This is a genomic window from Mycoplana azooxidifex, assembly GCF_014196765.1.
Lineage (GTDB): Bacteria > Pseudomonadota > Alphaproteobacteria > Rhizobiales > Rhizobiaceae > Mycoplana > Mycoplana azooxidifex.
Genome location: NZ_JACIEE010000001.1, coordinates 449,002 through 470,662, shown reverse-complemented (window position 1 = coordinate 470,662; position 21,661 = coordinate 449,002). Strand labels below are relative to the sequence as shown.

The 21,661-nt window shown below is 64.9% G+C and carries 19 protein-coding genes and 1 pseudogene; 12 read left to right on the top strand and 8 right to left on the bottom strand.

The window, feature by feature from the left end; all coding sequences use genetic code 11:
- Nucleotides 1-2: 2 nt before the first annotated feature.
- Together ku and GGQ64_RS02230 are read right to left on the bottom strand one after the other, a co-directional pair.
- On the bottom strand, nucleotides 3-905 hold the full coding sequence (gene ku / locus GGQ64_RS02235) for a non-homologous end joining protein Ku (RefSeq protein ID WP_183798399.1): 903 nt from the start codon (nucleotides 903-905) through the stop codon (nucleotides 3-5).
- 164 nt (nucleotides 906-1,069) lie between these two features.
- The gene (locus GGQ64_RS02230; protein ID WP_425488476.1) at nucleotides 1,070-2,158 is read right to left on the bottom strand and encodes an AbrB family transcriptional regulator; all 1,089 of its coding nucleotides are present in this window, start codon (nucleotides 2,156-2,158) and stop codon (nucleotides 1,070-1,072) included.
- A gap of 205 nt (nucleotides 2,159-2,363) precedes the next feature.
- Between GGQ64_RS02230 and GGQ64_RS02225 the strand changes: the two genes are divergently transcribed.
- Nucleotides 2,364-3,491, top strand: a complete 1,128-nt coding sequence (locus GGQ64_RS02225; RefSeq protein WP_183798394.1) for an ATP-dependent DNA helicase — start codon at nucleotides 2,364-2,366, stop codon at nucleotides 3,489-3,491.
- A 40-nt stretch (nucleotides 3,492-3,531) separates the two neighbouring features.
- Here the strand turns inward: GGQ64_RS02225 and GGQ64_RS02220 are convergent, their stop codons facing one another.
- Entirely contained in the window at nucleotides 3,532-4,203 is a 672-nt protein-coding gene (locus GGQ64_RS02220; protein WP_183798392.1) for a MerR family transcriptional regulator, read from the bottom strand.
- Between the two features lie 215 nt (nucleotides 4,204-4,418).
- The gene (locus tag GGQ64_RS02215) at nucleotides 4,419-5,537 is read right to left on the bottom strand and encodes a hypothetical protein (protein WP_183798390.1); all 1,119 of its coding nucleotides are present in this window, start codon (nucleotides 5,535-5,537) and stop codon (nucleotides 4,419-4,421) included.
- Nucleotides 5,538-5,812: 275 nt separating this feature from the next.
- On the opposite strand from GGQ64_RS02215, the gene GGQ64_RS02210 reads away from it, so the two are divergent.
- The gene (locus GGQ64_RS02210; protein ID WP_183798388.1) at nucleotides 5,813-6,565 is read left to right on the top strand and encodes a pyridoxine 5'-phosphate synthase; all 753 of its coding nucleotides are present in this window, start codon (nucleotides 5,813-5,815) and stop codon (nucleotides 6,563-6,565) included.
- Between the two features lie 42 nt (nucleotides 6,566-6,607).
- Here the strand turns inward: GGQ64_RS02210 and GGQ64_RS02205 are convergent, their stop codons facing one another.
- Nucleotides 6,608-7,495, bottom strand: a complete 888-nt coding sequence (locus tag GGQ64_RS02205; protein ID WP_183798386.1) for an NmrA family NAD(P)-binding protein — start codon at nucleotides 7,493-7,495, stop codon at nucleotides 6,608-6,610.
- Between the two features lie 147 nt (nucleotides 7,496-7,642).
- Between GGQ64_RS02205 and GGQ64_RS02200 the strand changes: the two genes are divergently transcribed.
- Both GGQ64_RS02200 and GGQ64_RS02195 read left to right on the top strand, forming a co-directional pair.
- Nucleotides 7,643-8,059, top strand: coding sequence for a winged helix-turn-helix transcriptional regulator (locus tag GGQ64_RS02200; RefSeq protein WP_183798384.1), 417 nt, complete (start codon nucleotides 7,643-7,645; stop codon nucleotides 8,057-8,059).
- Nucleotides 8,060-8,220: 161 nt separating this feature from the next.
- A pseudogene (locus GGQ64_RS02195) lies at nucleotides 8,221-9,474 on the top strand (NAD(P)/FAD-dependent oxidoreductase); the annotation flags it as partial.
- Between the two features lie 153 nt (nucleotides 9,475-9,627).
- Here GGQ64_RS02195 and GGQ64_RS02190 read toward each other — a convergent pair.
- Together GGQ64_RS02190 and GGQ64_RS02185 are read right to left on the bottom strand one after the other, a co-directional pair.
- On the bottom strand, nucleotides 9,628-9,837 hold the full coding sequence (locus tag GGQ64_RS02190) for a cold-shock protein (protein ID WP_183798380.1): 210 nt from the start codon (nucleotides 9,835-9,837) through the stop codon (nucleotides 9,628-9,630).
- Nucleotides 9,838-10,132: 295 nt separating this feature from the next.
- A complete protein-coding gene (locus GGQ64_RS02185) occupies nucleotides 10,133-10,516 on the bottom strand; it encodes a BRA0787 family protein (protein WP_183798378.1) in 384 nt (127 codons plus the stop codon).
- Nucleotides 10,517-10,956: 440 nt separating this feature from the next.
- On the opposite strand from GGQ64_RS02185, the gene GGQ64_RS02180 reads away from it, so the two are divergent.
- From GGQ64_RS02180 to GGQ64_RS02160, 5 genes are all read left to right on the top strand, one after another.
- The gene (locus tag GGQ64_RS02180; RefSeq protein ID WP_183798376.1) at nucleotides 10,957-11,643 is read left to right on the top strand and encodes a TetR/AcrR family transcriptional regulator C-terminal domain-containing protein; all 687 of its coding nucleotides are present in this window, start codon (nucleotides 10,957-10,959) and stop codon (nucleotides 11,641-11,643) included.
- A gap of 44 nt (nucleotides 11,644-11,687) precedes the next feature.
- The gene (gene ilvC / locus GGQ64_RS02175) at nucleotides 11,688-12,707 is read left to right on the top strand and encodes a ketol-acid reductoisomerase (protein WP_183798373.1); all 1,020 of its coding nucleotides are present in this window, start codon (nucleotides 11,688-11,690) and stop codon (nucleotides 12,705-12,707) included.
- A 563-nt stretch (nucleotides 12,708-13,270) separates the two neighbouring features.
- Entirely contained in the window at nucleotides 13,271-14,200 is a 930-nt protein-coding gene (locus tag GGQ64_RS02170; RefSeq protein ID WP_246422289.1) for an ABC transporter substrate-binding protein, read from the top strand.
- Between the two features lie 41 nt (nucleotides 14,201-14,241).
- Nucleotides 14,242-14,895: a L,D-transpeptidase gene (locus GGQ64_RS02165; RefSeq protein WP_183799121.1), complete on the top strand. Its 654-nt coding sequence runs from the start codon at nucleotides 14,242-14,244 to the stop codon at nucleotides 14,893-14,895.
- Nucleotides 14,896-14,969: 74 nt separating this feature from the next.
- Complete coding sequence (locus GGQ64_RS02160) at nucleotides 14,970-15,323, top strand: hypothetical protein (RefSeq protein ID WP_246422286.1); 354 nt, start codon at nucleotides 14,970-14,972, stop codon at nucleotides 15,321-15,323.
- A 645-nt stretch (nucleotides 15,324-15,968) separates the two neighbouring features.
- Here GGQ64_RS02160 and GGQ64_RS02155 read toward each other — a convergent pair.
- Nucleotides 15,969-16,769, bottom strand: coding sequence for a DUF2189 domain-containing protein (locus tag GGQ64_RS02155; protein ID WP_183798369.1), 801 nt, complete (start codon nucleotides 16,767-16,769; stop codon nucleotides 15,969-15,971).
- Between the two features lie 182 nt (nucleotides 16,770-16,951).
- Between GGQ64_RS02155 and GGQ64_RS02150 the strand changes: the two genes are divergently transcribed.
- The 3 genes from GGQ64_RS02150 to GGQ64_RS02140 all read left to right on the top strand — a co-directional run bounded on the left by GGQ64_RS02150 (nucleotide 16,952) and on the right by GGQ64_RS02140 (nucleotide 21,570).
- Nucleotides 16,952-17,506, top strand: coding sequence for an alpha/beta hydrolase (locus GGQ64_RS02150; RefSeq protein WP_183798367.1), 555 nt, complete (start codon nucleotides 16,952-16,954; stop codon nucleotides 17,504-17,506).
- Between the two features lie 122 nt (nucleotides 17,507-17,628).
- On the top strand, nucleotides 17,629-20,202 hold the full coding sequence (locus tag GGQ64_RS02145; RefSeq protein WP_183798365.1) for a sensor domain-containing protein: 2,574 nt from the start codon (nucleotides 17,629-17,631) through the stop codon (nucleotides 20,200-20,202).
- 141 nt (nucleotides 20,203-20,343) lie between these two features.
- Complete coding sequence (locus tag GGQ64_RS02140; protein WP_183798363.1) at nucleotides 20,344-21,570, top strand: aminotransferase-like domain-containing protein; 1,227 nt, start codon at nucleotides 20,344-20,346, stop codon at nucleotides 21,568-21,570.
- Nucleotides 21,571-21,661: the final 91 nt, after the last annotated feature.

Here is a 21,661-nt window from a genome sequence, read left to right as displayed (position 1 = left end):
GGTCATCCGGCCTTGCGATGCGATGCCGGCGCCTTCTTTGCTGCCGCCGCGGCTCCAGTCTTGCCTGCGGTTTTGGTTCCAGTCTTGGCGGCCGTCTTCGATCCGCGCTTTGTCGGCTGGTCCTGCTTGCTGCCCAGGGCGGCGCTCTGGCGGAGCGCCTCCATCAGGTCGGTCACCTTCTCGCGCTTCGGTTCCTTGCGGGGCTCGATCGTCCGGCCCTCGATCTTCGCCTTCACCAGTTCGGCCACGGCTTCCTCATACCGGTCGTGGAACCCGCTCGGGTCGAACATGCCTTTCTTCGTGCCGATGATGTGCTTGGCTAGGTCGAGCATCTCGCCCTTGATCTTCAGCGAAGCAATGTCGGAGAACGCGTCCTTGGCCGGGCGGATCTCGTAGTCGAAGTTCAAGGTGGTGGCGATCATCCCGTCGCCCTGCGGCCGGATGAGCACGGTGCGCATGCGCCGGAAGAGCACCGCCTGCGCGATGGCCGCGGACTGCCTCTTCTTCAGCGCATCGCGGATCAGCGCATAGGCCTCGTCGGCCATGCGTTCGGCGGGGGACAGGTAGTAGGGCTTGTCGAAATAGAGGTCGTCGACCTCCGACAGCGGGACGAAGGCCTCGACCGCCAGAGTCTTGTCGCTTTCGGGGATCGCGGCCGCCACTTCCTCCGGTTCCAGCACGATGTAGTCGTCCTTGCCGACCTCGTAGCCCTTCACCTGGTCGTCGCGCCCGACCGGTTCGCCGGTGACGCTGTCGACAAACTCGCGGCGGACGCGATTGCCGGTGTCCCGGTTGACGGTGTGGAAGGCGATGCGATCGGAGGTCGAGGCGGCCGTGAACAGCGCGACGGGGCAGACGACCTCGCCGAACTTCAGAAAGCCTTTCCATTGCGCGCGCGGTGCCATGTGCGGTGTCCTCGAAGCCAGCAAAAGGGGCCAGCAAGAAAGGGGAGCAAACGAATTGAACGCAGGCGACTTTTCTTTGTTCCGGACACTCTACCCCGAAGGCGAGGGAAAATCAGGTGAATTGCGCGGCCGCCGTGATTCGCGGGCCTGCCGTGGCCGAGACCTCAGGCGCGGTCGGCGACGAAGCGGGCGATCAGCGGGCCGAGCAGCGTGATGATCACCAATCGCGCCGTCTGCAGGGCCATGACGAAAGAGAGATCCACATTGCTGGAGGCGGCGATGACGGCGATGGAATCGAGGCCGCCGGGGCTGGTGGCGAGATAGGCGGTCATCGGGTCGATGCCGAGCCCGATCACCAGCAGGTAGGCGAGCAGCCCGGAGAAGGCCAGAAGCACGACAATGGAGATGACGGTGGGGACGAAGGCGCGGCGCGCATGCAGCAGGATCGAGCGCGTGAAGCCGAGCCCGATGCTCCAGCCGAGAAACGCAAACGCGGTCGCAAGCAGCCAGGGCGGCAGCTCGACATGGATCGTCCCGGTGAGGCTCAAGAGCGCGCCGACGCCGAAGGGCGCCAGGAAGCTGCCGGCCGGTATCCGCAGCAGCCGGCCGAGAATGCCGGCGCCGATGCCGACGCCCAGCGTCAGCGCAAAGGCCTGGAGATCGAACGGGCCGAAGAACGGCACGCTGTCCGGCGCCATCGCCTGGTGGCCGCCGAAATGGCCGATCAGCGTAGCGAGGGTGGCGACGAACACGACCCGCAGGTATTGCATGAAGGCGACGAGGCGGACGTCGGCGCCGTAGGCACCACCCATGACGAGCATGGTCGACGCCGCTCCGGCCGACGACCCCCAGATCGCCGTCGTTCCTGGGAGAATGCCCATGCGCGTGATCACCCAGCCGCTCAGCGTGCTCATCGCGATCACCGAGAGCACGATCGCCAGGAAGATGGGCCAGCGGCTGAGGAAGGTATCGATCAGGTTCGGCGACACCATGCCGGCAATCATCATGGCCAGCACGATCTGCACGCCGAAGAAGAAGATGCGCGGCAGCCGGATCGTACCGCCGTTGATCGCGACCACGACGCCCGCAAGCATCGGGCCCATCATCAGCCCGGCGGGGATGCCGGCGATCTCGAAAAATATGGCAAGTGGAGCGGAGAGGGCGATCAGGACCAGCCATTGCACCGGTTTGCGAAGCAACCCGATCCCGGAACGGTCTTCCGGACTGTCCGGATGCTGGGGCTTGTCTTTCACAGGCGGCATTCCACGATACGAATCTCGATCGGGACAATCATGGCGTCTACATATGGGCAAATGCTGCAACGCGCCATGGTAAAATGCAGTATGCAGGAGCCGTCGCTGTGCGGCTATTGTCTTCATACCCCGGAATGCCGATCCCGTTTATGACGAGGTCCCGCTTTTCCTTGCGTTCGAGGGTCGAATCCTGCCAAGTCGGCCCATGGAATTCGCACCGCAACAGGATGAGGCGCTCAAGGCCGTCTCGCGCTGGCTGAAGGAAGGTCGCTCGCCGCTGTTCCGCCTGTTCGGCTATGCCGGCACGGGCAAGACGACGCTCGCCCGCCATTTCGCCGAGCATGTCGACGGCGACGTGCTGTTCGCCGCCTTCACCGGCAAGGCGGCCCAGGTGCTGCGCTCTAAGGGGGCCAGCAACGCCCGGACGATCCATTCGCTGATCTATCGTCCCCGTGGCGAGGAAGAGGTTTCCGACGAGGAAACCGGCAAGACGTCGATCGCACCGATGTTCTCGATCAACCGCCAGAGCCCGGTCGCAAAGGCGGCGCTGATCATCGTCGACGAATGCTCCATGGTGGACGAGGCGCTCGGCAAGGACCTGATGAGCTTCGGGACGCCCATCCTCGTCCTCGGCGATCCGGGCCAGCTGCCGCCGGTTTCGGGAGGCGGCTTCTTCACCAGCCAGGAGCCGGACTTCCTGCTGACCGACATCCACCGGCAGGCGCGCGACAATCCGATCATCCAGCTCGCCATGCATGTGCGCGAAGGCAAGGAGATCATGCACGGCGACTGGGGTACGGCGAGGGTGATCGGCAAGGGCGACGTCACCCAGCCGCTCGTGCTCGACGCCGACCAGGTTCTGGTCGGAACCAACAGGACGCGGCGGCGCTACAACGTCCGGCTCAGGGAATTGAAGGGATTTGCGACCGAGTATCCGCAATCGGGCGACAAGCTCGTCTGCCTGCGCAACGACCCGGCCAAGGGACTCCTGAACGGGTCGCTCTGGCAGGTGATGACCTCGTCCAAGGAGACGGTGAAGCCGGGCATCAACCTGATGATCCGCCCCGAAGACGACGACATGGACCGGGGCGCTGCGAAGATAAAGCTGCTGAAGGCGGCCTTCGAGAATGTTGACGAGGAGATCCCCTGGTCGACGCGCAAGCGCTATGACGAGTTCGATTACGGATACGCGCTCACTGTCCACAAGGCGCAGGGCTCGCAGTGGGACAACGTGGTGCTGTTCGACGAAAGCTGGGCGTTCCGCGATACGCGCGAGCGCTGGCTCTACACGGCGATCACGCGCGCGGCAGAGACACTGACCATCGTGCGCTGATGTCCCCCAAGGGAAGGGTGCCGCGGGGAACGTCCTTCGATCAGTGGCCGATGATGCCGAGCAGCACGGCCTTCGCCACCGCCTGGAAGCGGTTGTTGCTGGCGAACTTGCGGATGATTTCCTTCTCCATCCCCTGCACCTGGCCGGGATCGACCTCGAGGGCGCGCGCGATACGGGTGGTCGGATAGCCCTCGGCCATCAGTGTCAGGCAGCGCAGTTCCTGGTCGGACAGCGCCTCCGGGCGGGCATTGTCGTTCAGTTCGATTTCCTGGCCGGCGGTGAATTCGAGCATTTCGCCGATCTGCTGCATCTGGCGGCGGATTGTCGATTGCTGCGCGGTCAGTTCGCGCTTGCGGGCGACCATGGCGCCGCGGAAGATGGCGTCCGCCTCCTGCTGGCTGCCGGCGTCGCAGAGTGCCTCGAGAAGCTCCTGGATCGCGGCCACCGGCATCCCGGTCTCGCGGCAGGTATTCACCACCGCCATCTGCTGGATCTCCTGCGGGCCGTAGACGCGCATGGGCCCGACGCGCGTGGCGCTCAGGAGGCCCTTTTCCTCGTAGAAGTGCAGCGTTCGGTGCGTCACCCCGAAGGCATTTGCCATGTCGGCGATGGCGAGCCGGCCTTCCGGCAGATTTTCCGGCAATGGCGCGGACGGCAGGAAGCGTATGGCACGTTCACCGGCAGCGGTGGTCTTTCTGGGTTCGCTGATCATCACGACAACCACCCGCATGAAAGAGCCGACATTAGCACACATCCCTCGCTGTTCGCAGGATCGGGCGTCAAGATGTGCGACATTGCCCGATTCCGCGGTCCATTCCCCTGCACCGGAAGACGCTTGGGCGAATCCGGATAAAAAAGACTAGCGCTGGGCGGAGTGGTTTGAATACCCCTATATCTAGGGATGTATCTGAAATAGCGCCGGGTTTTTCAGAGCGCGCGGGCGGGGTGCAGGTGGTCGTCCCTGGATAGTCGTTCCGCCGCTTCCGGCGCCGTCGATGCCTGAATCAGCGGAAGATGCAGACAGCCGGAGCCTGGTTCCCGCCGGCGATCGGCCTGCTGCAGGCAGCGCATTGTCGGGCTGGTGGCACCGAGCCGCTGCGCATGTAGGTAGATGCGGCCGTTCGCCGACAGGATGCGACCGGCAAAGGTGAAGGCCTCGTAGCTGATCGTGGCCTCGTTCAGGTCGGCGGCGCGAAACTGCTCTGCATGCACCGTCAGGCCGCTCTGCACGTGGATGAGCCGCGCATACATCGTCTCGCCACGGCCCTGCGCCTCGATGCGGATCCGGTAGGCGAGCGGATCCGCATCGCTGCTCTCCCGGCTGTCGCCAAGCTGGACGGTCCTGTAGTAGCCGACGGCCTTCTGGATGGCGTCGGCGAGTTGGCGGCAGACGCCGGTTCCCGGCCAGCAATGCTCGATGCTGACGACCGGAATCCGGCCGCTCAGGTCCATGGCCGCGCGCGCCTTCTCGACATAGATGCGCGCATTCGCGATCGAGGTGATCGCGAGCCCTGATTGCGGGGCCGGGGCGAGCAGCAGCATGGGCAGCAGCGTGAACAGGGCGAGATGCGAGGAAATGGGGGCGGGTCGCCAATTGCCGCGCGAGACGTTTCGTCTCCTGCGGGCCAGCAGCGGTATCGGTGGCGCCGGTTCGGGCGCCGGCGAGGCGGCTGCGGCCAGGCTCATGCCGGCCTGCGAAAGGGCACGTCCCTCCCACGCGATCTCCGGGGCGTAGCTGCCGAGCGGAATGCGGATCCGGAGCGGCGCGCGCGCGCCTTCGGCGACATAGTATTGTTCGAGCAGCTTCCTGAGCTTGCCGGCCTGAACGCGGACGATCGGATCGCTGCCGGCGTCGAAGCCGACCGGTCGCCCGAACACGTCGATGCCGATGGTATAGCCCTTCAACTGGCCGGCCTTGCCGGCAAGCGCGCATTCGACGACATAGTCGAGAAAGGCGCGCAGACGCCCGGAGCGCGCAAACGTCCTGCTGGAGAGGATCTCGTCCACGTGCTCCCTGATCACAGCCGCGTGCGCTGCGCTGTTCAATGCCAATGTCTAGTTGCGATCATCCCCTGATCGTCCGCCCCGCATGATTGCCCAAGATGATCAAGGCTCACCTTTCGCCAGGATGAGACCCTAGCGTTGATTCTGATACGTCGGCAAGCGGTCGACAGGCGAAAAGCACACGTTATTGCGGTCCCGCAAGACAGCCCCCCGCTGCGCTTACGTGCAGGCGGATATGTGCCGGGCCGAACCGGCCCGATTGAACGACGGACGGCAACAGGCTAGAGCTTGTCGAAGACAACAGGGAAGAGATTGCAATGCCTGCGAAACTGTCGGTCAATCTGAATGCGATCGCGATGCTGCGCAACCGCCGGGACCTGCCGTGGCCGAGCGTCGCGGGCCTCGGAAAGATCGCGCTTACAGCCGGCGCCAGCGGGTTGACGGTGCATCCGCGGCCGGACCAGCGGCACATTCGCTTCACCGATCTCAGTCCGATCCGGTCTCTGATCGACGCGGAGTTTCCCCAGGCCGAATTCAATATGGAGGGCTATCCGGAGGAGGGCTTCCTGCGGCTCGTCGAGGAGCATCGCCCCGAGCAGGTGACGCTCGTGCCGGACGATCCCGCACAGGCGACGTCCGATCACGGCTGGGATTTCCGCAAGGAGCGCGGCGTTCTGGAAAAGGTGGTCGGCCGGCTCAAGGGACTGGGCCTGCGCGTATCGCTCTTTGCCGATGCCGAGCCCGACCGGGAGGCGTTGCAGATCGCCCGGGACGTGGGGGCAGACCGAATCGAGCTCTATACCGGTCCCTATGGCGGCTGTTACGACGACCCGGCCCGCGCGGCCGTTCTGGTCGAGGCGCTCGGGGCCACGGCCGACATCGCGTTCGAACTGGGGCTCGGCGTCAATGCCGGGCACGACCTGACCGTTGCCAACCTGCCGCCGCTCGCCGCCCGCATCCCGGCGCTCGACGAGGTCTCCATCGGCCACGGGCTCACCGCCGATGCGCTGGAATACGGAATGGCCGAGACGATACGGCGTTTCTGCCGGGCCTGCGGGCAGCCGGTATAGCGGCTGCCCCGATCCGGTCCCGCCCCTGCGGGGAGGATATTCTCAGGCCAGGAGTGCCTTGGCGTTCTCGGCCAGGAAGGCATCGAGAGCCAGCGGCATTTTGCCCGTCAGTTCTTCCACGTCGCCTGTCGCCATGGCGATCTTGCCTTCGCGCGTGTTGGTATCGAAGGAGACTACGGTCGGCACCATGAAATCCGGCAGGCCTGCGGCCTTCAGTCCGCCGGCAAGCTGGTCGTCGGTGACGTGGAAGACCCGAAGCGGCCGGCCGGTTGCCCGCGACGCTGCGGCTGCGATCTCCTCGGTGGTGTAGGCCACAGCGCCGGTGAGCGTGTAGATCCGGCTCTTCTCGTCGGTGGCGAGCAGCCCGGCGGCGATCGCCGCGCCGACGTCCTGGCGCGCGACGTGGGCGATCCTGCCGTCGCCGGCGGAGCTGTACCACTGGCCGGCCTGCAGCGCATGCGGCAGGGCCATGAACAGGTTTTCCATGTACCAGCCGTTGCGGAAGATCGTGTAGGGGACCCCGGTCGCCTTGATGGCATTCTCCGTCCCGAGATGGTCGCCGGCGAAGGTCACCGCCGAATCGTCAGGCTGCGGCATCGAGGTGTAGAGAATGCGCTTCGCGCCGGCTGAGGCTGCGGCCTCGACTGCGGCGACATGCTGGGCCAGGCGCTTGCCGGGTTCGCCCACGGCGTCGGTCGAGATGATCAGGACCCTGTCGGCGCCGGCGAACGCGGCCGGCAGCGCTGCGGCGTCGTCGAAGTCGACCTCGCGCACGGCCACGCCCCTTGCGGCATAGTCGGCGAGCTTCGAGATGTCGCGCGAGGCGGCGATGACCGAGGCGGGCGCTACCTTGCCCGAGGCGAGCACCCGGTCGAGCACGATGCGGCCGAGCTGGCCGGAGGCGCCGGTGATGAGAACTGTTTCCGACATGACTGCTTCCTTTCGTTGGCATCCGGACGAGACGATGGTATCTGTCCGGAATATGGTCTCAAAAAGAGAGTTCGTCTTCATCGACCACGGGACGGACCTTGTAAAGGAGGCAGTTTTGGCTCCACTGGTTACCTGGAGGGAACCGCGATGAACAAGATTGCGAGCAGGATCGAAGGCGAAAGGGTGCTCGTCATCGACGGCGTGCCCATGTCGATGGACGACTGCCCGGTCCGCGACGTCCTCGACCACATCGGCGGAAAATGGAATTCGCTGATGCTGCTCGCGCTTGCCGATGGGCCGATGCGCTTTTCGCAGTTGCGCCGCTTCATTCCGGACATCTCGCAGCGGATGCTGACGCAGACGCTGCGCGACCTGCAGCGCGACGGCTATCTGGCCCGCACGGTCTATCCGACGCTGCCGCCCAGCGTCGAATACCGGCTGACCGATCTCGGACATTCGCTGCTGACGCCGGTGCGGGTGCTCGTGCAGTGGTCCCAGAACAACCACGCCACGATCCGGCAGGCCCGCAGCGCCTATGACGCGCAGGACGCCAAGGGACGCTAGGGCCGGGTCGCGCGTGTCCGCAGCGCAAGGCACGCATGCCGAGACGGCCATTGTGCGCTCACCATCGAATGCACAGATTGTAAGGCGCGGCCGTGCCTCGTCCGTCGAACACAAAGACTGCACGCGGTCGCGGTCCGACATGAATGAAACGGAATACAGCCATGGAAAGCCTTCATCATCTGGTCGTCGTCGGGGGCGGTTTTGGCGGCCTCCAGCTCGTCAACGCGCTGAGAGGGGCGCCCGTCCGCATCACGCTGATCGATCGCAGGAACCATCACCTGTTCCAGCCACTGCTCTACCAGGTCGCGACCACCGTTCTGGCGACGTCGGAGGTCGCCTGGCCGATCCGGCATCTCTATCGCAACCGCGCGGAGGTCACGACCCTGCTCGACCAGGTGGTCGGGGTCGATCCGGCGGCAAAGACGGTCAGCCTTGCTGACGGCGGCAGCGTCGCCTATGACACGCTCGTGCTCGCCACCGGGGCGACGCATGCCTATTTCGGCCATGACGAATGGGAGCCGTTCGCGCCCGGCCTGAAGACGCTGGAGGATGCGACGACGATCCGGCGCCGGCTGCTGCTCGCCTTCGAGCGCGCCGAACTTGCGACCGATGCCGCCGAGCGCGCAGCACTCCTGACCTTCGTGATCATCGGCGCCGGTCCGACCGGCGTGGAGCTCGCCGGCATCATCGCCGAGCTTGCGCAGCGCACGCTGCCCGACGAATTCCGCCATATCGATACCCGCCAGACGAAGGTCATGCTCGTCGAAGCAGGCCCGCGCATCCTGGCCGGCTTCAGCGAGCCATTGTCCGACTATGCGCGCCGTTCACTGGAGAAACTGGGCGTGGAGGTGCGCACCGGCGTGCCGGTGACATCGTGCACGGCCGACGGCGTGACGATCGGCGACGTCTTCGTGCCCGCCCGGACGATCGTCTGGGCCGCAGGCGTGCAGGCCTCGCCGGCGGCGCGCTGGCTCGGTATTCCGGCCGACAGGGCAGGGCGGGCGATCGTGTCGCCGGATCTTTCGGCGCCCGGCCTGCCGGACGTCTTCGTGATCGGCGACACGGCTGCGGTGATGCAGGAGGACGGCAAGCCGGTGCCGGGAATCGCGCCGGCGGCAAAGCAGCAGGGCGCCTATCTGGTCCGGCTGATCCGGGCGCGGCTCGCCGGCAAGCCTTCGCCGGGGCCGTTCCGCTATCGCCACCAGGGCAGCCTCGCCACGATCGGCCGACGCGCCGCCATCATCGAGCTCGGCCGCTTCAGGCTGAAGGGCGCGTTCGCCTGGTGGCTCTGGGGCATCGCCCACATCTATTTCCTGATCGGAACGCGCAGCCGCTTCGCGGTTGCCTGGAGCTGGCTATGGACCTTCCTGAGCGGCCAGCACAGCGCCCGCCTGATCACGCAGAAGGAGACGATCCCGCAACGCGAGATCGGAAAGCCAGTGGTCGGTGACACGGCCTCCCGCGACCGGGAGGCAGCCACAAAATGAAGAAAGGCCGGCGAATGCCGGCCTTTCCCTTGATCCCTGCCGCTGCAACCATACGCGTGGCCGGCGGCGGAAATCTTATGCTCAGGCTGCCTGCAGCTGGTCTGCAGACATCTTGCCCGACTTGCGATCGCGGACGAGCTCGTAGCTCACCTTCTGGCCTTCGTCCAGGCCGGCGAGGCCTGCGCGCTGTACGGCCGAGATGTGTACGAATACATCCGGTTCACCATTGTCGGGAGCGATGAAGCCAAAGCCCTTGGTGGTGTTGAACCATTTAACGGTACCTGTTGCCATGACGAAACCTTTCCTCTCCGGCGTCTTTTGGGTGGATATCCGGCCCTTGAGCCGACTATCCTATCTTAGTCGAATTTGAAGGGGAAGTTCGTCAATCTGCGCCTGAGCGCAAGAGCAAAAGTCGTCGTTCAAATCTCGATGCGGCGCAAGATAAGTGCTTCGTCCGATGAGGTCAAGGCGTGCCGCAATGCCGCATTCGTCCCGTATCGATACACCAGGCTGCCCGTAGAGCCCGACGAGACCGTCGCCGCGCCCGGTCGGAGCGCGGCGATCGCGATGAGAGCGGGCGAAGCCGTCAGTGAAGCGAAGGCGGTGCGAGGCGCGAGGCCTCGACAAAGACCGCCTGCGCTTCGCCTTCCTGACGGCGGCGCTTGCGGATCAGGATGCCCATGATGCGGGCGGCGGTGGAAAACGTCATGACGTCGAGCGGGCCGTCTCCGTCCCATCGCTTGGTCAGCCGTTCGGCCACCATTTCCATGACACTCTTCGGCACGATGTCGGTGCATTCGCGCATGGCATCGAAAACGGCGCTGATCGGGATCAGCGTTCCCTCGTGCATGACGGAAGGCTCCGGCTCGTCGGTCTTCCAGTCGTAGAAGGTATCGATCGCATCGCGAAAGAGATGTTGCAGGGTGATCGGAGCGTGTCCTTCGTGAAGGTCAGGCAGGAAATTCAACATTTTCTGTCTCCTTGGCGTCGGGGCTGGCTGCTTACTCCTGCAGCGGCGATTGAAACATGTCATGTGGAGCCGCGTCACGACCACTGTCGTTCATGAGCGGCCTCACCAATTCTATCGAGTTGAAATGTCTTGGGAAGAGAAAAATGATGCGCGAAAGCGTGCTCGGATCAGGGTTCTCCAGAATAATGTTTCAATTCAATCGGTTGATGTTTGCTCTTAACTCGTAAATTCATCTCCCGTTCAGGTTTCTCTCCTGCCCGTTCTGCGTGTTTTCCGGAGGAATCGCGCCGAAACGGCTACGACTGTGGTTCGGCGCTTACAGTCTGCGACCGAAAAATCTGTTGACCCTGATTTGCGATCGGCATAGAAGAGCGCCGAACCGTACCGTACGGTACGCAATTGTCCGGTTTCAAGCCGGGTGGATTGCCGAGGGAGCAGGCGTGCAGATCGTCGACGAAAGCGGAGCAAAGGCGGAGAGGGCGGGCTTGAACGAGCGCCAGAACGCCGTGCTGGAAAGCGCGCTCAAGCTGCTTGTCGACGGCGGCGAGAAGGCGGTCACGACAGCCGGTGTCGCGCGGGCTGCCAATTGCTCCAAGGAGTCGCTCTACAAGTGGTTCGGCGATCGCGACGGGCTGCTGTCGGCGATGATATCCTACCAGGCCGGCAAGGTGCGCACCGTCGAAGTCCGGTCGGAAACGCTGACGGCGGATGGCCTGCGCAAGCATCTTGCCGCCTTTGCGCTCGATCTGCTCGACGTGCTCTCGGGCGAGGTCTCGCTGGCGTTGAACCGCCTGGCGATCGGGCAGACGGTCGGCAGGACCGCTGTGCGCGACGCGCGCGGCGCGGGGCCGACGCTCGGACGGCTTCTCGAGGAGCGGGGACGGCGGCAGATCGGCCGGCGTGCGACCACGCTGCTGGAAGCCGGGCGCAAGGCGGGGCTGCTTTCGTTCGACGATGCGGACGAGGCCTATGGCACGCTCTACGGGCTGATCGTGACCGATGCGCACCTGCGCATGCTGCTGGGCTTCGACCCGGCCGCGCTGAAGAAGGAATTCGCCGGGCGGGCGGAGAGGGCGGTTGCGTCCTTCCTGACCCTCTACGGCGTGGGAGCCATGGCGGCCGCATAGGGCGGTCGACCGAACCTGTTTGATAACAAGGGAAGGAAACAACAATGCGCGTCTATTACGATCGTGATGCCGATCTCAACCTCATCAAGGCGAAGAACGTCGCCATCGTCGGCTACGGCTCGCAGGGCCGTGCCCACGCCCTCAACCTGAAGGATTCCGGCGCCAAGAACGTCGCGATCGCGCTCAAGGCCGGTTCGCCGACGATCAAGAAGGCCGAGGCCGACGGCTTCAAGGTCATGACCGTGGCCGAAGCCGCCAAGTGGGCCGACCTCCTGATGATGGCGACCCCGGACGAACTGCAGGCCGACATCTACAAGGCCGACATCGCCGGCAACATCCGTGACGGCGCCGCCATCGCGTTTGCCCACGGCCTCAACGTCCATTTCGGCCTGATCGAGCCGAAGTCGTCGGTCGACGTCGTCATGATCGCGCCGAAGGGCCCCGGCCACACGGTTCGCGGCGAATACCAGAAGGGCGGCGGCGTTCCCTGCCTCGTCGCCGTTCACCAGAACGCCTCGGGCAACGCGCTCGATCTCGCGCTGTCCTACGCCTGCGGCGTCGGCGGCGGCCGTTCGGGCATCATCGAAACGAACTTCCGCGAAGAGTGCGAAACCGACCTCTTCGGCGAGCAGGTCGTTCTCTGCGGCGGCCTGGTCGAACTGATCCGCGCCGGCTTCGAGACGCTGGTAGAGGCCGGTTACGCGCCGGAAATGGCCTATTTCGAGTGCCTGCACGAAGTAAAGCTGATCGTCGACCTGATCTACGAAGGCGGCATCGCCAACATGAACTACTCGATCTCCAATACGGCCGAGTGGGGCGAATACGTCACCGGCCCGCGCATCATCACCGACGAGACCAAGGCGGAGATGAAGCGCGTCCTGAAGGACATCCAGACCGGCAAGTTCACCTCCGACTGGATGCAGGAATACCGCGCGGGCGGCGCTCGCTTCAAGGGTATCCGCCGCAACAACGACAGCCACCAGATCGAGGAAGTCGGCGCCAAGCTGCGCGGCATGATGCCCTGGATCGGCAAGAACAAACTGGTCGACAAGTCCGTCAACTGATCGATCGGCGGACGCGTCCGAAGACATTGTGGAAGCCGGGCATCTGCCCGGCTTCTTCAGTTTGTTGACAAGCCCGTTCTTGTCGGAATCCCCTTTCCTTCGTCACCCCGGACTTGATCCGGGGTCCAGTTGCGCCGCGTCGGCGGCGCAGAAAGTGTCTTTTGCGCTCAAGGACTTGAGCGCGCTGGATGCCGGATCAAGTCCGGCATGACGGGCCCCTTTGGTGGCCTGTTCTAAGAATTGGACGAGCGGAACAAGACTTTGTCAGCAGTCTGTGGAAGCTGGGCATCTGCCCGGCTTCTGCTTTTCCTGCCTCCCCCAGATTTTTGGGGCCTGCCAAAATAAGGGGCAACGGCAAGTTGACGCGGCCAAGCAAGCTGGTGCATCCTCGCCCACGAAATGCGGGACCGCTGCTGGAGGGGACGCTTCGATGCTTCGGAGCGATGCAGCGACATTTTCCACGACAGACGACCACCCTTCCACGTGCATGCAGTTCTTTCTGGCATACCTGTTCTTATCGGAACACCTGGGAGTGCACTGTGAAGCGAAGCGCATGGAACTACCTGCCGCTGGCCGCCGTTGCGACATTGCTCGCGGCCCCACCCACGCAAGCAGCCGACCTGGCCATTTCCGCACCCAACTGGCCCTCCGGGCAGGCCACCGCCAACATCCTCAAGGTCGGCATCGAAAAGGATTTCGGCCTTCAGGTGGAGGTCAAGCCCATGGGGACGATGAACTCGTTCGTCGGCCTGGAGGCGGGCTCGGTCGATATCCAGCCGGAGATCTGGCGACCCAACTTCGACGAACTGGTCAAAAAGTACGTCGACGGGAAGGGGGCGGTGACGCTTGCGGGCAAGCACGTATCCGCCTGGCAGGGGCTGTGCGCTACGCCTGCGGCCGCGGCTACGTTCAAGTCGGTGGCCGATCTCGGCGATCCCGAAAAGACCAAGGTGCTGGACACGGACGGCGACGGGCGGGGGGAGATATGGATCGGCGCCCCGACCTGGCTCTCGACCGGGATCGAACGGGTGCGCGCGAAGAGCTACGGCTATGACAAGAACCTGAACCTCGTCGAGGTGGAGGAGGACGTGGCGATGGCGGCGGTGGACGCGGCGGTCGCGACCGACCAGCCGATGGTGTTCTATTGCTACGCGCCGCACCATGTCTTCCAGTTGCACGAGATCGAGAGGCTCGAGGAGCCGGCGCACGATCCGGCGAAATGGCAACTGGTATCGGCGCAGGACCCGCTCTGGATTACCAAGTCGAGTGCCACGACCGCCTGGGATGCGGGGCATTTCCAGATCGGCTACGCGACAGCCTTTGCGAAGAAGCGGCCGGAGGTCGCGCAGTTTCTGGAGAAAGTGGACTTCACCCCGGAAGAGGTGACGCAGATGAGCTACGCGCTCGGTGTCGAGCGCCAGGAGCCGCTCGACTACGCCAGGAAATGGGTCGAACAGAATGCTGCGCGTGTCGAAGGGTGGGGCAAGCCATGACGAGGAGAACAGACGGAGTGCGCGGCACGACCATGGGAAAGATGCGCCGATTCGGTTTGATGCTTGTGGCCGGCAGCCTTTGCCTCGGGCCGCTCGTGGCGCTGGCCGAGACGCAGATCTACGACGCGCGCACGGGCAAGTGGGTCGACTACGACAAGAAGAAGGCGCGCCAGCTCTATGCCCGTAACAAACAGTTGCCGGAGGCGTTCCGCCGGCAGATCGTGCCGTTCCGCACCGCGGAGGCACCCGGCACGATCATTATCGACGGCAACCAGCACTTCCTCTACCTCGTGCAGCCGGGCGGGCAGGCGATCCGCTACGGCATCGGCGTCGGGCGGGAAGGCTTCGGCTGGGCCGGCATCGTGCGCGTCGGGCGCAAGGCGGAAAATCCGAGCTGGACGCCGCCGGCCGAGATGGTGGCGCGCGACCCCAATGCGGCGAAATGGGCGGCCGGCATGCCCGGCGGACGGCCCGACAATCCGCTCGGTCCGCGCGCCTTGTATCTCTATGTCGGTGACAGCGACACGATCTACCGCATCCACGGCACGATCGAGCCGTGGACGATCGGCCTCGACGTTTCCTCGGGCTGCATCCGGCTGAACAACGAGGACGTCATCGACCTCTACAGCCGCGTGGATGTCGGGGCCAAGGTGATCGTACTGATGCAGGGGGCGGCGCTCTACAAGGGCGTGTGACGAGACCGTACCGAGAGACGAAGATGTGAGCCTGGCGGGACTGACCGCCACAGCGGAGAGAGGACGTGTCGGGGATGGATGCAAGGGGGATCACATTCGGCTGGCTGATGCTGGCCTCAGCGGGGTTGGCCGGTGGCTGCCAGTCATCGACGCCGGCGCCGCAGGACATGGCGCGGACCAGCCTCGGCACCGCGCCTGCCGACCTGCAACTGATGTGCGCCAGCGCTGCGGCCGGGCCGACCGGCGTAGACAGCAGCAGGATCCTGCCCACGAGTTCGGCCCAACTCGACGCGGCCAACTACCGCGTCGATCTCGATGCGGCCGGCAGCAAGTACACCTGCCTCATCGACAGCAGCGGATCGGTGAAGTCGGTCAGCCCGGCGGCAGCGGCCACGGGGGCAGCGCCCGCGACGGCCGAGGCGGGCTAGCGGCGGCGCAGCAGGCGCGACGCGATGCTCGCCATCCGGTCGGGAGCAACCCGATCGGCTAGGGGGCTTCGGTGACCATCACGTGAACCTGCGACGTCTCGCCGGGCTTCGCGCGGCAACCTGGCTTGGCAGGTTTGTGTCCTTCGATATCCCTGATTGAAATAGTTACAGTTTTGTCACATACTTCCTTCTGTCGTTCCACGATCAGGGAGGAGAGTGTGATGACAACATTGGTGTATCATTTCGCCTGGTTCGACCTGGCGATTCTGAGCGTGATCGCCGCGCTGATCCTGGCGAGCCTGTACGGAGAAGGAAGAGCCCGGTAGGTCGCGTCTCGAGCGGCCGCCGAACGATGAAGGCGCCGCCGGCAGCGGTTGGCGGAGTCGTGTCGTGCGCCGTGCCATTTGGCTGCGCTTCCTGACTGCGCTTCGATCTCTGATCGTTGGCGAGATGCTGCCCGCCCGTGCCATCGGAGCCGACTTCCACTTGCCGGATTCCTTCCCGTGCCTTCATCCGGAAATCAACTGTGACTGTGCCCGAAAGGGAACGGATTCAATGTCTTATCCGCAGGAGTTGACGTGCGGCAGCGCCCATCCGTGATGCGGGCGGGCGCTGCGAAGGCTTGGCTTTGTTGCGTCTCGATCGTCACTTCACCGGGGCGACGAGCTTGCGATAGAGATGCCAGGTGGCGTGGCCGAGGATCGGCATCATCACGGCCAGGCCGGCGAAGACCGGGATCGATCCGATCATCATGCAGACCGCGACGATGAAGCCCCAGAAGGTGACCGGAACGGGATTGGCGATCGTTGCTCTGAGCGAGGTTTCGACGGCCGAGACGGCGCCGACGTCGCGGTCGAGCAGGAGGGGGAAGGCGACGACGGTCGTTGCCAGGACCACCACTGCAAAGCAGAAGCCGATGATGTGGCCCACGACGATCAGCGTCCAGCCGGCGCGCGTCCCGAGCACCTGCTGGAAAAAGCTCGAGAACGACTGCGGCTGCTCGGGGCCGAAGAGGCTGACATAGAGCCTGTCAGCGACGAGGAGCCAGGCGACGAACAACGTCAGGAGCATGAGGCCGACCACGATGATCGCCGGCATGGCCGGGGAGTGGCGCACCTCGAAGGCATGGCGCCAGGAGGTGTCAAGCCCTGCCTCGCGCCGGCGGCTGATCTCGTACAGGCCGACCGCGAGCAGGGGGCCGAGCAGCGCGAAGCCCGCCGTCAGCGGAAACATGATCGGCATGAGATTGGCGCCGGAACTCCAGATCATCAGGATGATGCCGGACAGCGGAAACAGCAGGCAGAGAAATACGTAGTGCGAGGGCTGTTCGCGAAAGTCGTCTATGCCCAGGAGAAAGGCGTCCCACACCTGGCCCATGGTGATCTTGTTGATCTGGGGATGGGCGACCGCGTGCTCGGCGTCCGACATCACGTGAAATGTGGCCATGCTCAGTCCTCCTTGCCGGTTGGAACCGAAAGGGCCGCCGCGGGCAGGACCTTGAGCCACCGCACGGTGGTACCCTAGATCGTCTGACGATAGCATCGTTGCGGCCGATTGTCCCGCCTTTCGACGAGATGATCCGCGGCAACCCTTGACACGGAGCATCGGCGAACGCACATCGCCTCACCATGAAAGTATCCGAAGCAGAGATCCTGATCGTTCCGGGCTACACCAATTCCGGGCCGAACCACTGGCAGACCCGCTGGCAGTCGAGGCTGTCGAGCTCGCGTCGCGTCGAGCAGGCGGAATGGTCGAAGCCCGTGCGCGAGGACTGGGTCGGCCGCCTGATCGAGGAGGTCGAGGCGGCAACGAAGCCGGTCGTCATCGTCGCCCATTCGCTCGGCGTCGCAACGGTGGTCCATGCCGTGCCGAAGGTGGGGCACAAGATCGCCGGCGCCTTCCTCGTGGCGCCTCCGGACGTCGCCAATCCGGATATCCGTCCGAAGCACCTGATGACCTTCGGCCCGTATCCGCGCGACCCGCTGCCGTTTCCCTCGCTGGTGGTGGCAAGCCGAAACGATCCGTTCGGGACCTACGACCACGCCGACGACATCGCCAACGCCTGGGGCTCGATGATCGTCGATGCAGGCGATTCCGGCCATATCAATGCCGACTCCGGGCATGGACCGTGGCCGGAGGGCGGCATGGTGTTTGCCCAGTTCCTGAGCCGGCTGAAGCCCTGAGACAATCAGCTCGAGCGCTGCGATTGGGCGTTGTGCCGATGCGGCACGGCCGGTATTAATCGGAACTTCATTGAAGTCCAATATATGGTTAGCGTGAGTTAGTGCGAGTAGGCGCCGCGTCTATGGGCTCATCCCGATCTGCGAACACGATATCCGCCGCCGGCCGGCCGCAAGACGCGGTTTTCCGGCTTTCGCCGTTCGGCATGGGAACGATCGACGCGGGCCGCAGGTTTGTATCGGCCAATTCCGCGCTGCTGCGCATGTTCGGCGCCGCCGGCGTCGAAGACCTCCCGCCGCTGGACGAAATCGCCTTTGGCGACGATGTCACCCTGGCTTTGCCCGAGGCCGGTGAGACCGATGAGGCCGGCGACATCGCCTCGCAACCCCGCGAACTGCGGATCCGGCGGCTGGACGGCAGTGCGTTCTGGTGTCTCCTGTCGATCCTCGACGTCGGCCGTGCCGAGGCGCCGGCCTTCCTGCTGCAACTCGTCGACATCGACGAGCGCAAGCGCCGGGAACTCGATCTTGCCGATCGCGAAAGCCGCTGGAACCATGCCCTGGAGAGCGCGGGGCAGGGGGTGTGGGACCATGACTTCGCCAAGGGCGAGCTGTTCTACTCCCGCCAGTGGAAGGCCATCCGCGGCATGGCGCCGGACGAAGCGGTGGACGGGACGCTGGAGACCTGGATCCAGAGCGTTCATCCCGACGATCGCGCACGCGTGCTCCTGGAGATCGAGCGGCAGGAATCGGCGGAGGCGGTCTTCAACGTCTTTTCCTATCGCGAGCGCCATCGCGACGGGCACTGGGTCTGGATCGAAAGCCGCGGCGCCGTCGTCGAATATGGCCCCGACGGCCGGCCGTCGCGCATTGCCGGCACCGACACCGACATCACCGAGCGCCGGAAGGCCGAGGAGAGGATGGTGCAGTTGTCCCGGCGGCTGGAGCTGGCGCTGGACATCTCGCGCATCGGCGTGTTCGAATCGAACCTGCACGACAAGACCGTCGCCTGGGACGAGCGCATCCGCCAGATCTACGGCAAAGCGACGGGGGCGATCGGACGGACGGACTGGGAGGATTCCATCCACCCGGCCGACCGCGACCACGCAAGTGCCGGGGTCGCGCAGGCGATCGAAAGCGGCAGGGAATATAGCCAGGCGTTCCGCATCGTCCGCGGCGAAGGCGAGATCCGCCATATCCGCTCGCGCGGGGTCACCTTCGTCGATGCCGACGGGGTGCCGCGGCTGGTGGGCGCCAATTGGGACGTGACCGAGGACGTGCTGCTGCAACAGGAACTGCAGCATGCCAAGGACCTTGCCGAGGCGCGCAGCGCAGCACTGGAGGAAGCGCAGGCGCGGCTTCAGTACAACGCCCTGCACGACCACTTGACGCAGCTTCCCAACCGTCGCTACCTCGACGTGGCGCTGGAGGAGCGGGCGATCCGGGCGGCTGCGGCCGGCGCGCGCCTGTCGATCCTCCACATCGACCTCGACCGCTTCAAGGAGATCAACGACACGCTCGGCCACAGCGCCGGCGACGGGATGCTGACCCATGCGGCCCGCGTGCTTCGGGCGCATATGGGACCGGAGGATTTCGTCGCCCGCATCGGCGGCGACGAATTCGTCTTCCTGGTCTGCGGCCCGGAAAAACGCAACCTCGGCGACCTTGCCGAGCGGATCGTCACGGCGATGCGCCAACCCGTCACCTTCGAGGGCCATGTCTGCCGCTTCGGCGCGAGCATCGGCATCGCCAGCGCGGCGGGATCCTCGATCGACGGACGGCAACTCCTGATCAACGCGGACCTCGCGCTCTATCGCGCCAAGAACAAGGGGCGCAGCCGCCACGAGTTCTTCACCAGCGAATTCCAGGCGCAGATCATCGTCAGCAAGAAGACCGCCGACGAGATCATGGCAAGCCTCGAGCAGCGCCGCTTCCTGCCCTACTACCAGCCGCAGTTCTGCGCCCGGACGCTGGATGTGGCCGGTGTCGAGACGCTCGCGCGCTGGGACCATCCCGAACGCGGCATTCTGGCGCCGGCTGCGTTTCTGCCCATAGCCGAAGACATCAACGCCGTCGGCGCGATCGACCGGCAGATCCTGGAGCGGGCGCTGTTCGACCTCGCCGCCTGGGACATGCAGGGCGTCGTCGTGCCGAAGCTCTCGGTCAACGTCTCCTCGCGCCGGCTGCAGGACCCCGACCTCTGCGCCTCGCTGCGGGCGCTGCCGCTGCAGGCAGGGCGGCTGTCGTTCGAATTGCTGGAATCGATCTTCCTCGACGACTGCGACCCGAAGATCCTCGAAAGCCTGGCGGAGATCCGCAAGCTCGGCATCGATATCGAAGTCGACGACTTCGGCACCGGCCACGCCTCGATCGTCAGCCTGATGAAGCTCCTGCCGCGCCGGCTGAAGATCGACCGCCAACTGGTCAAGCCGATCGTGCGGTCGCAGGCGCAGCGGCGCCTCGTCGGCACGATCATCGAGATCGGCCGCTCGCTGGACATCACCGTGACGGCCGAGGGCGTCGAGACGGCGGCGCATGTGCGGCTGCTGCGGGAGATGGGCTGCGACCTGCTCCAGGGGTTTGCGCTGGCGCGGCCGATGCCGGCGCTGGAGATCGTCGATTTCGTCCACTCGGAGCGCTGGCGTGACGTGCAGGACGCGGCACCGGATCTGCCGGAACGGTTGAGGGGATCGGTCTAGCATCACCCGGAAGGTTCTGCTTGCCGCACTGGGCCCGCGGTGGTACGGCCTGCGCAGGGAGAAGCATTTTAGGTCAGTAACGTTGACTTAAATTGGCCGGTGTGTTCCTCTCCCGCACTACAAAATTCCGAGGAAACCCCCATGCTGAATTGGGAAGATATCTTTGCCACGCGTTCATCCCGGATGAAGGCGTCGGAAATCCGCGAACTGCTGAAACTGCTGGACCGGCCGGACATCATATCCTTTGCCGGCGGCATTCCCGATCCGGCGCTGTTTCCCGACCAGGATTTCAAGGCGGCCTATGCGGACATCTTCTCCGGAGCCGCGGTGAACGCTGCGCTGCAGTATTCGGTGAGCGAGGGCTACAAGCCGCTGCGCGAATGGCTCGTCGCCGAGATGGGCAAGATCGGCGTCACCTGTACCGCCGACAACGTCTTCATCGTTTCCGGCTCGCAGCAGGGGCTGGACTATCTCGGTAAGCTGTTCCTGTCGCCGGGCGACACCGCACTCGTCACCTGGCCGACCTATCTCGGCGCGCTGCAGGCCTTCAACGCCTACGAGCCGACCTACGACCAGCTCACGCTGACCGGCAACCGCACGCCGGACTCCTACCGCAAGGCGGCGCAGGCGGCGGGCGGCAAGGTGAAGTTCGCCTATCTCTCAGCCGATTTCTCCAATCCGACCGGCGAGACTGTCGACCGGGCCGGGCGCGAGAAGCTGATCGACCTTGCCGACGAGCTCGACATCGCCATCATCGAGGATGCCGCCTACCAGTCGCTGCGTTACGACGGCGAGGCGATCCCGCCGATCCTGGCGCTGGAACTCAAGCGCAAGGGCGGCGACATCAACCATACCCGCACCATCTATTGCGGCAGCTTCTCCAAGACGCTGGCGCCGGGCCTGCGCGTCGGCTTCGTCGTCGCCAATACGGAGGTCATCCGCAAGCTGGTGTTGATGAAGCAGGCCGCCGATCTCCATTCCTCGACCATCAACCAGATGGCGATCGCGCACGTGGCCGAGCGCGGCTTCGAGGCGCAGGTCCAAAAGATCAAGGCCGCCTACAGCAAGCGCCGCGACGCGATGCTTCATGCGCTCGCCACCTACATGCCGCAGGGCGTCCGCTGGACCAGGCCCGAGGGCGGCATGTTCATCTGGGTGACGCTGCCTGATGGCGTGGACGGTGCCAGCCTGCTTGCCAAGGCGATCGAGAAGAAGAAGGTCGCCTTCGTGCCAGGCAAGGCGTTCCACGCCGACGGCAGCGGCGCCAACACCTTCCGCATGTCGTTCTCCTGCGCCGACGAGAAGACGATCGACGAGGGCATCTCCCGCCTCGGCGCGCTGATCCGCGAGGAGACCGGCGCCGCCTGAGAGGGGCGGGCGGTTCCATTCATCACCCTCGGGCTCGCGCCCGAGGGTCTGACCAGACAGACATGGGCTCAATGGCGCTTGCGGTATCGCC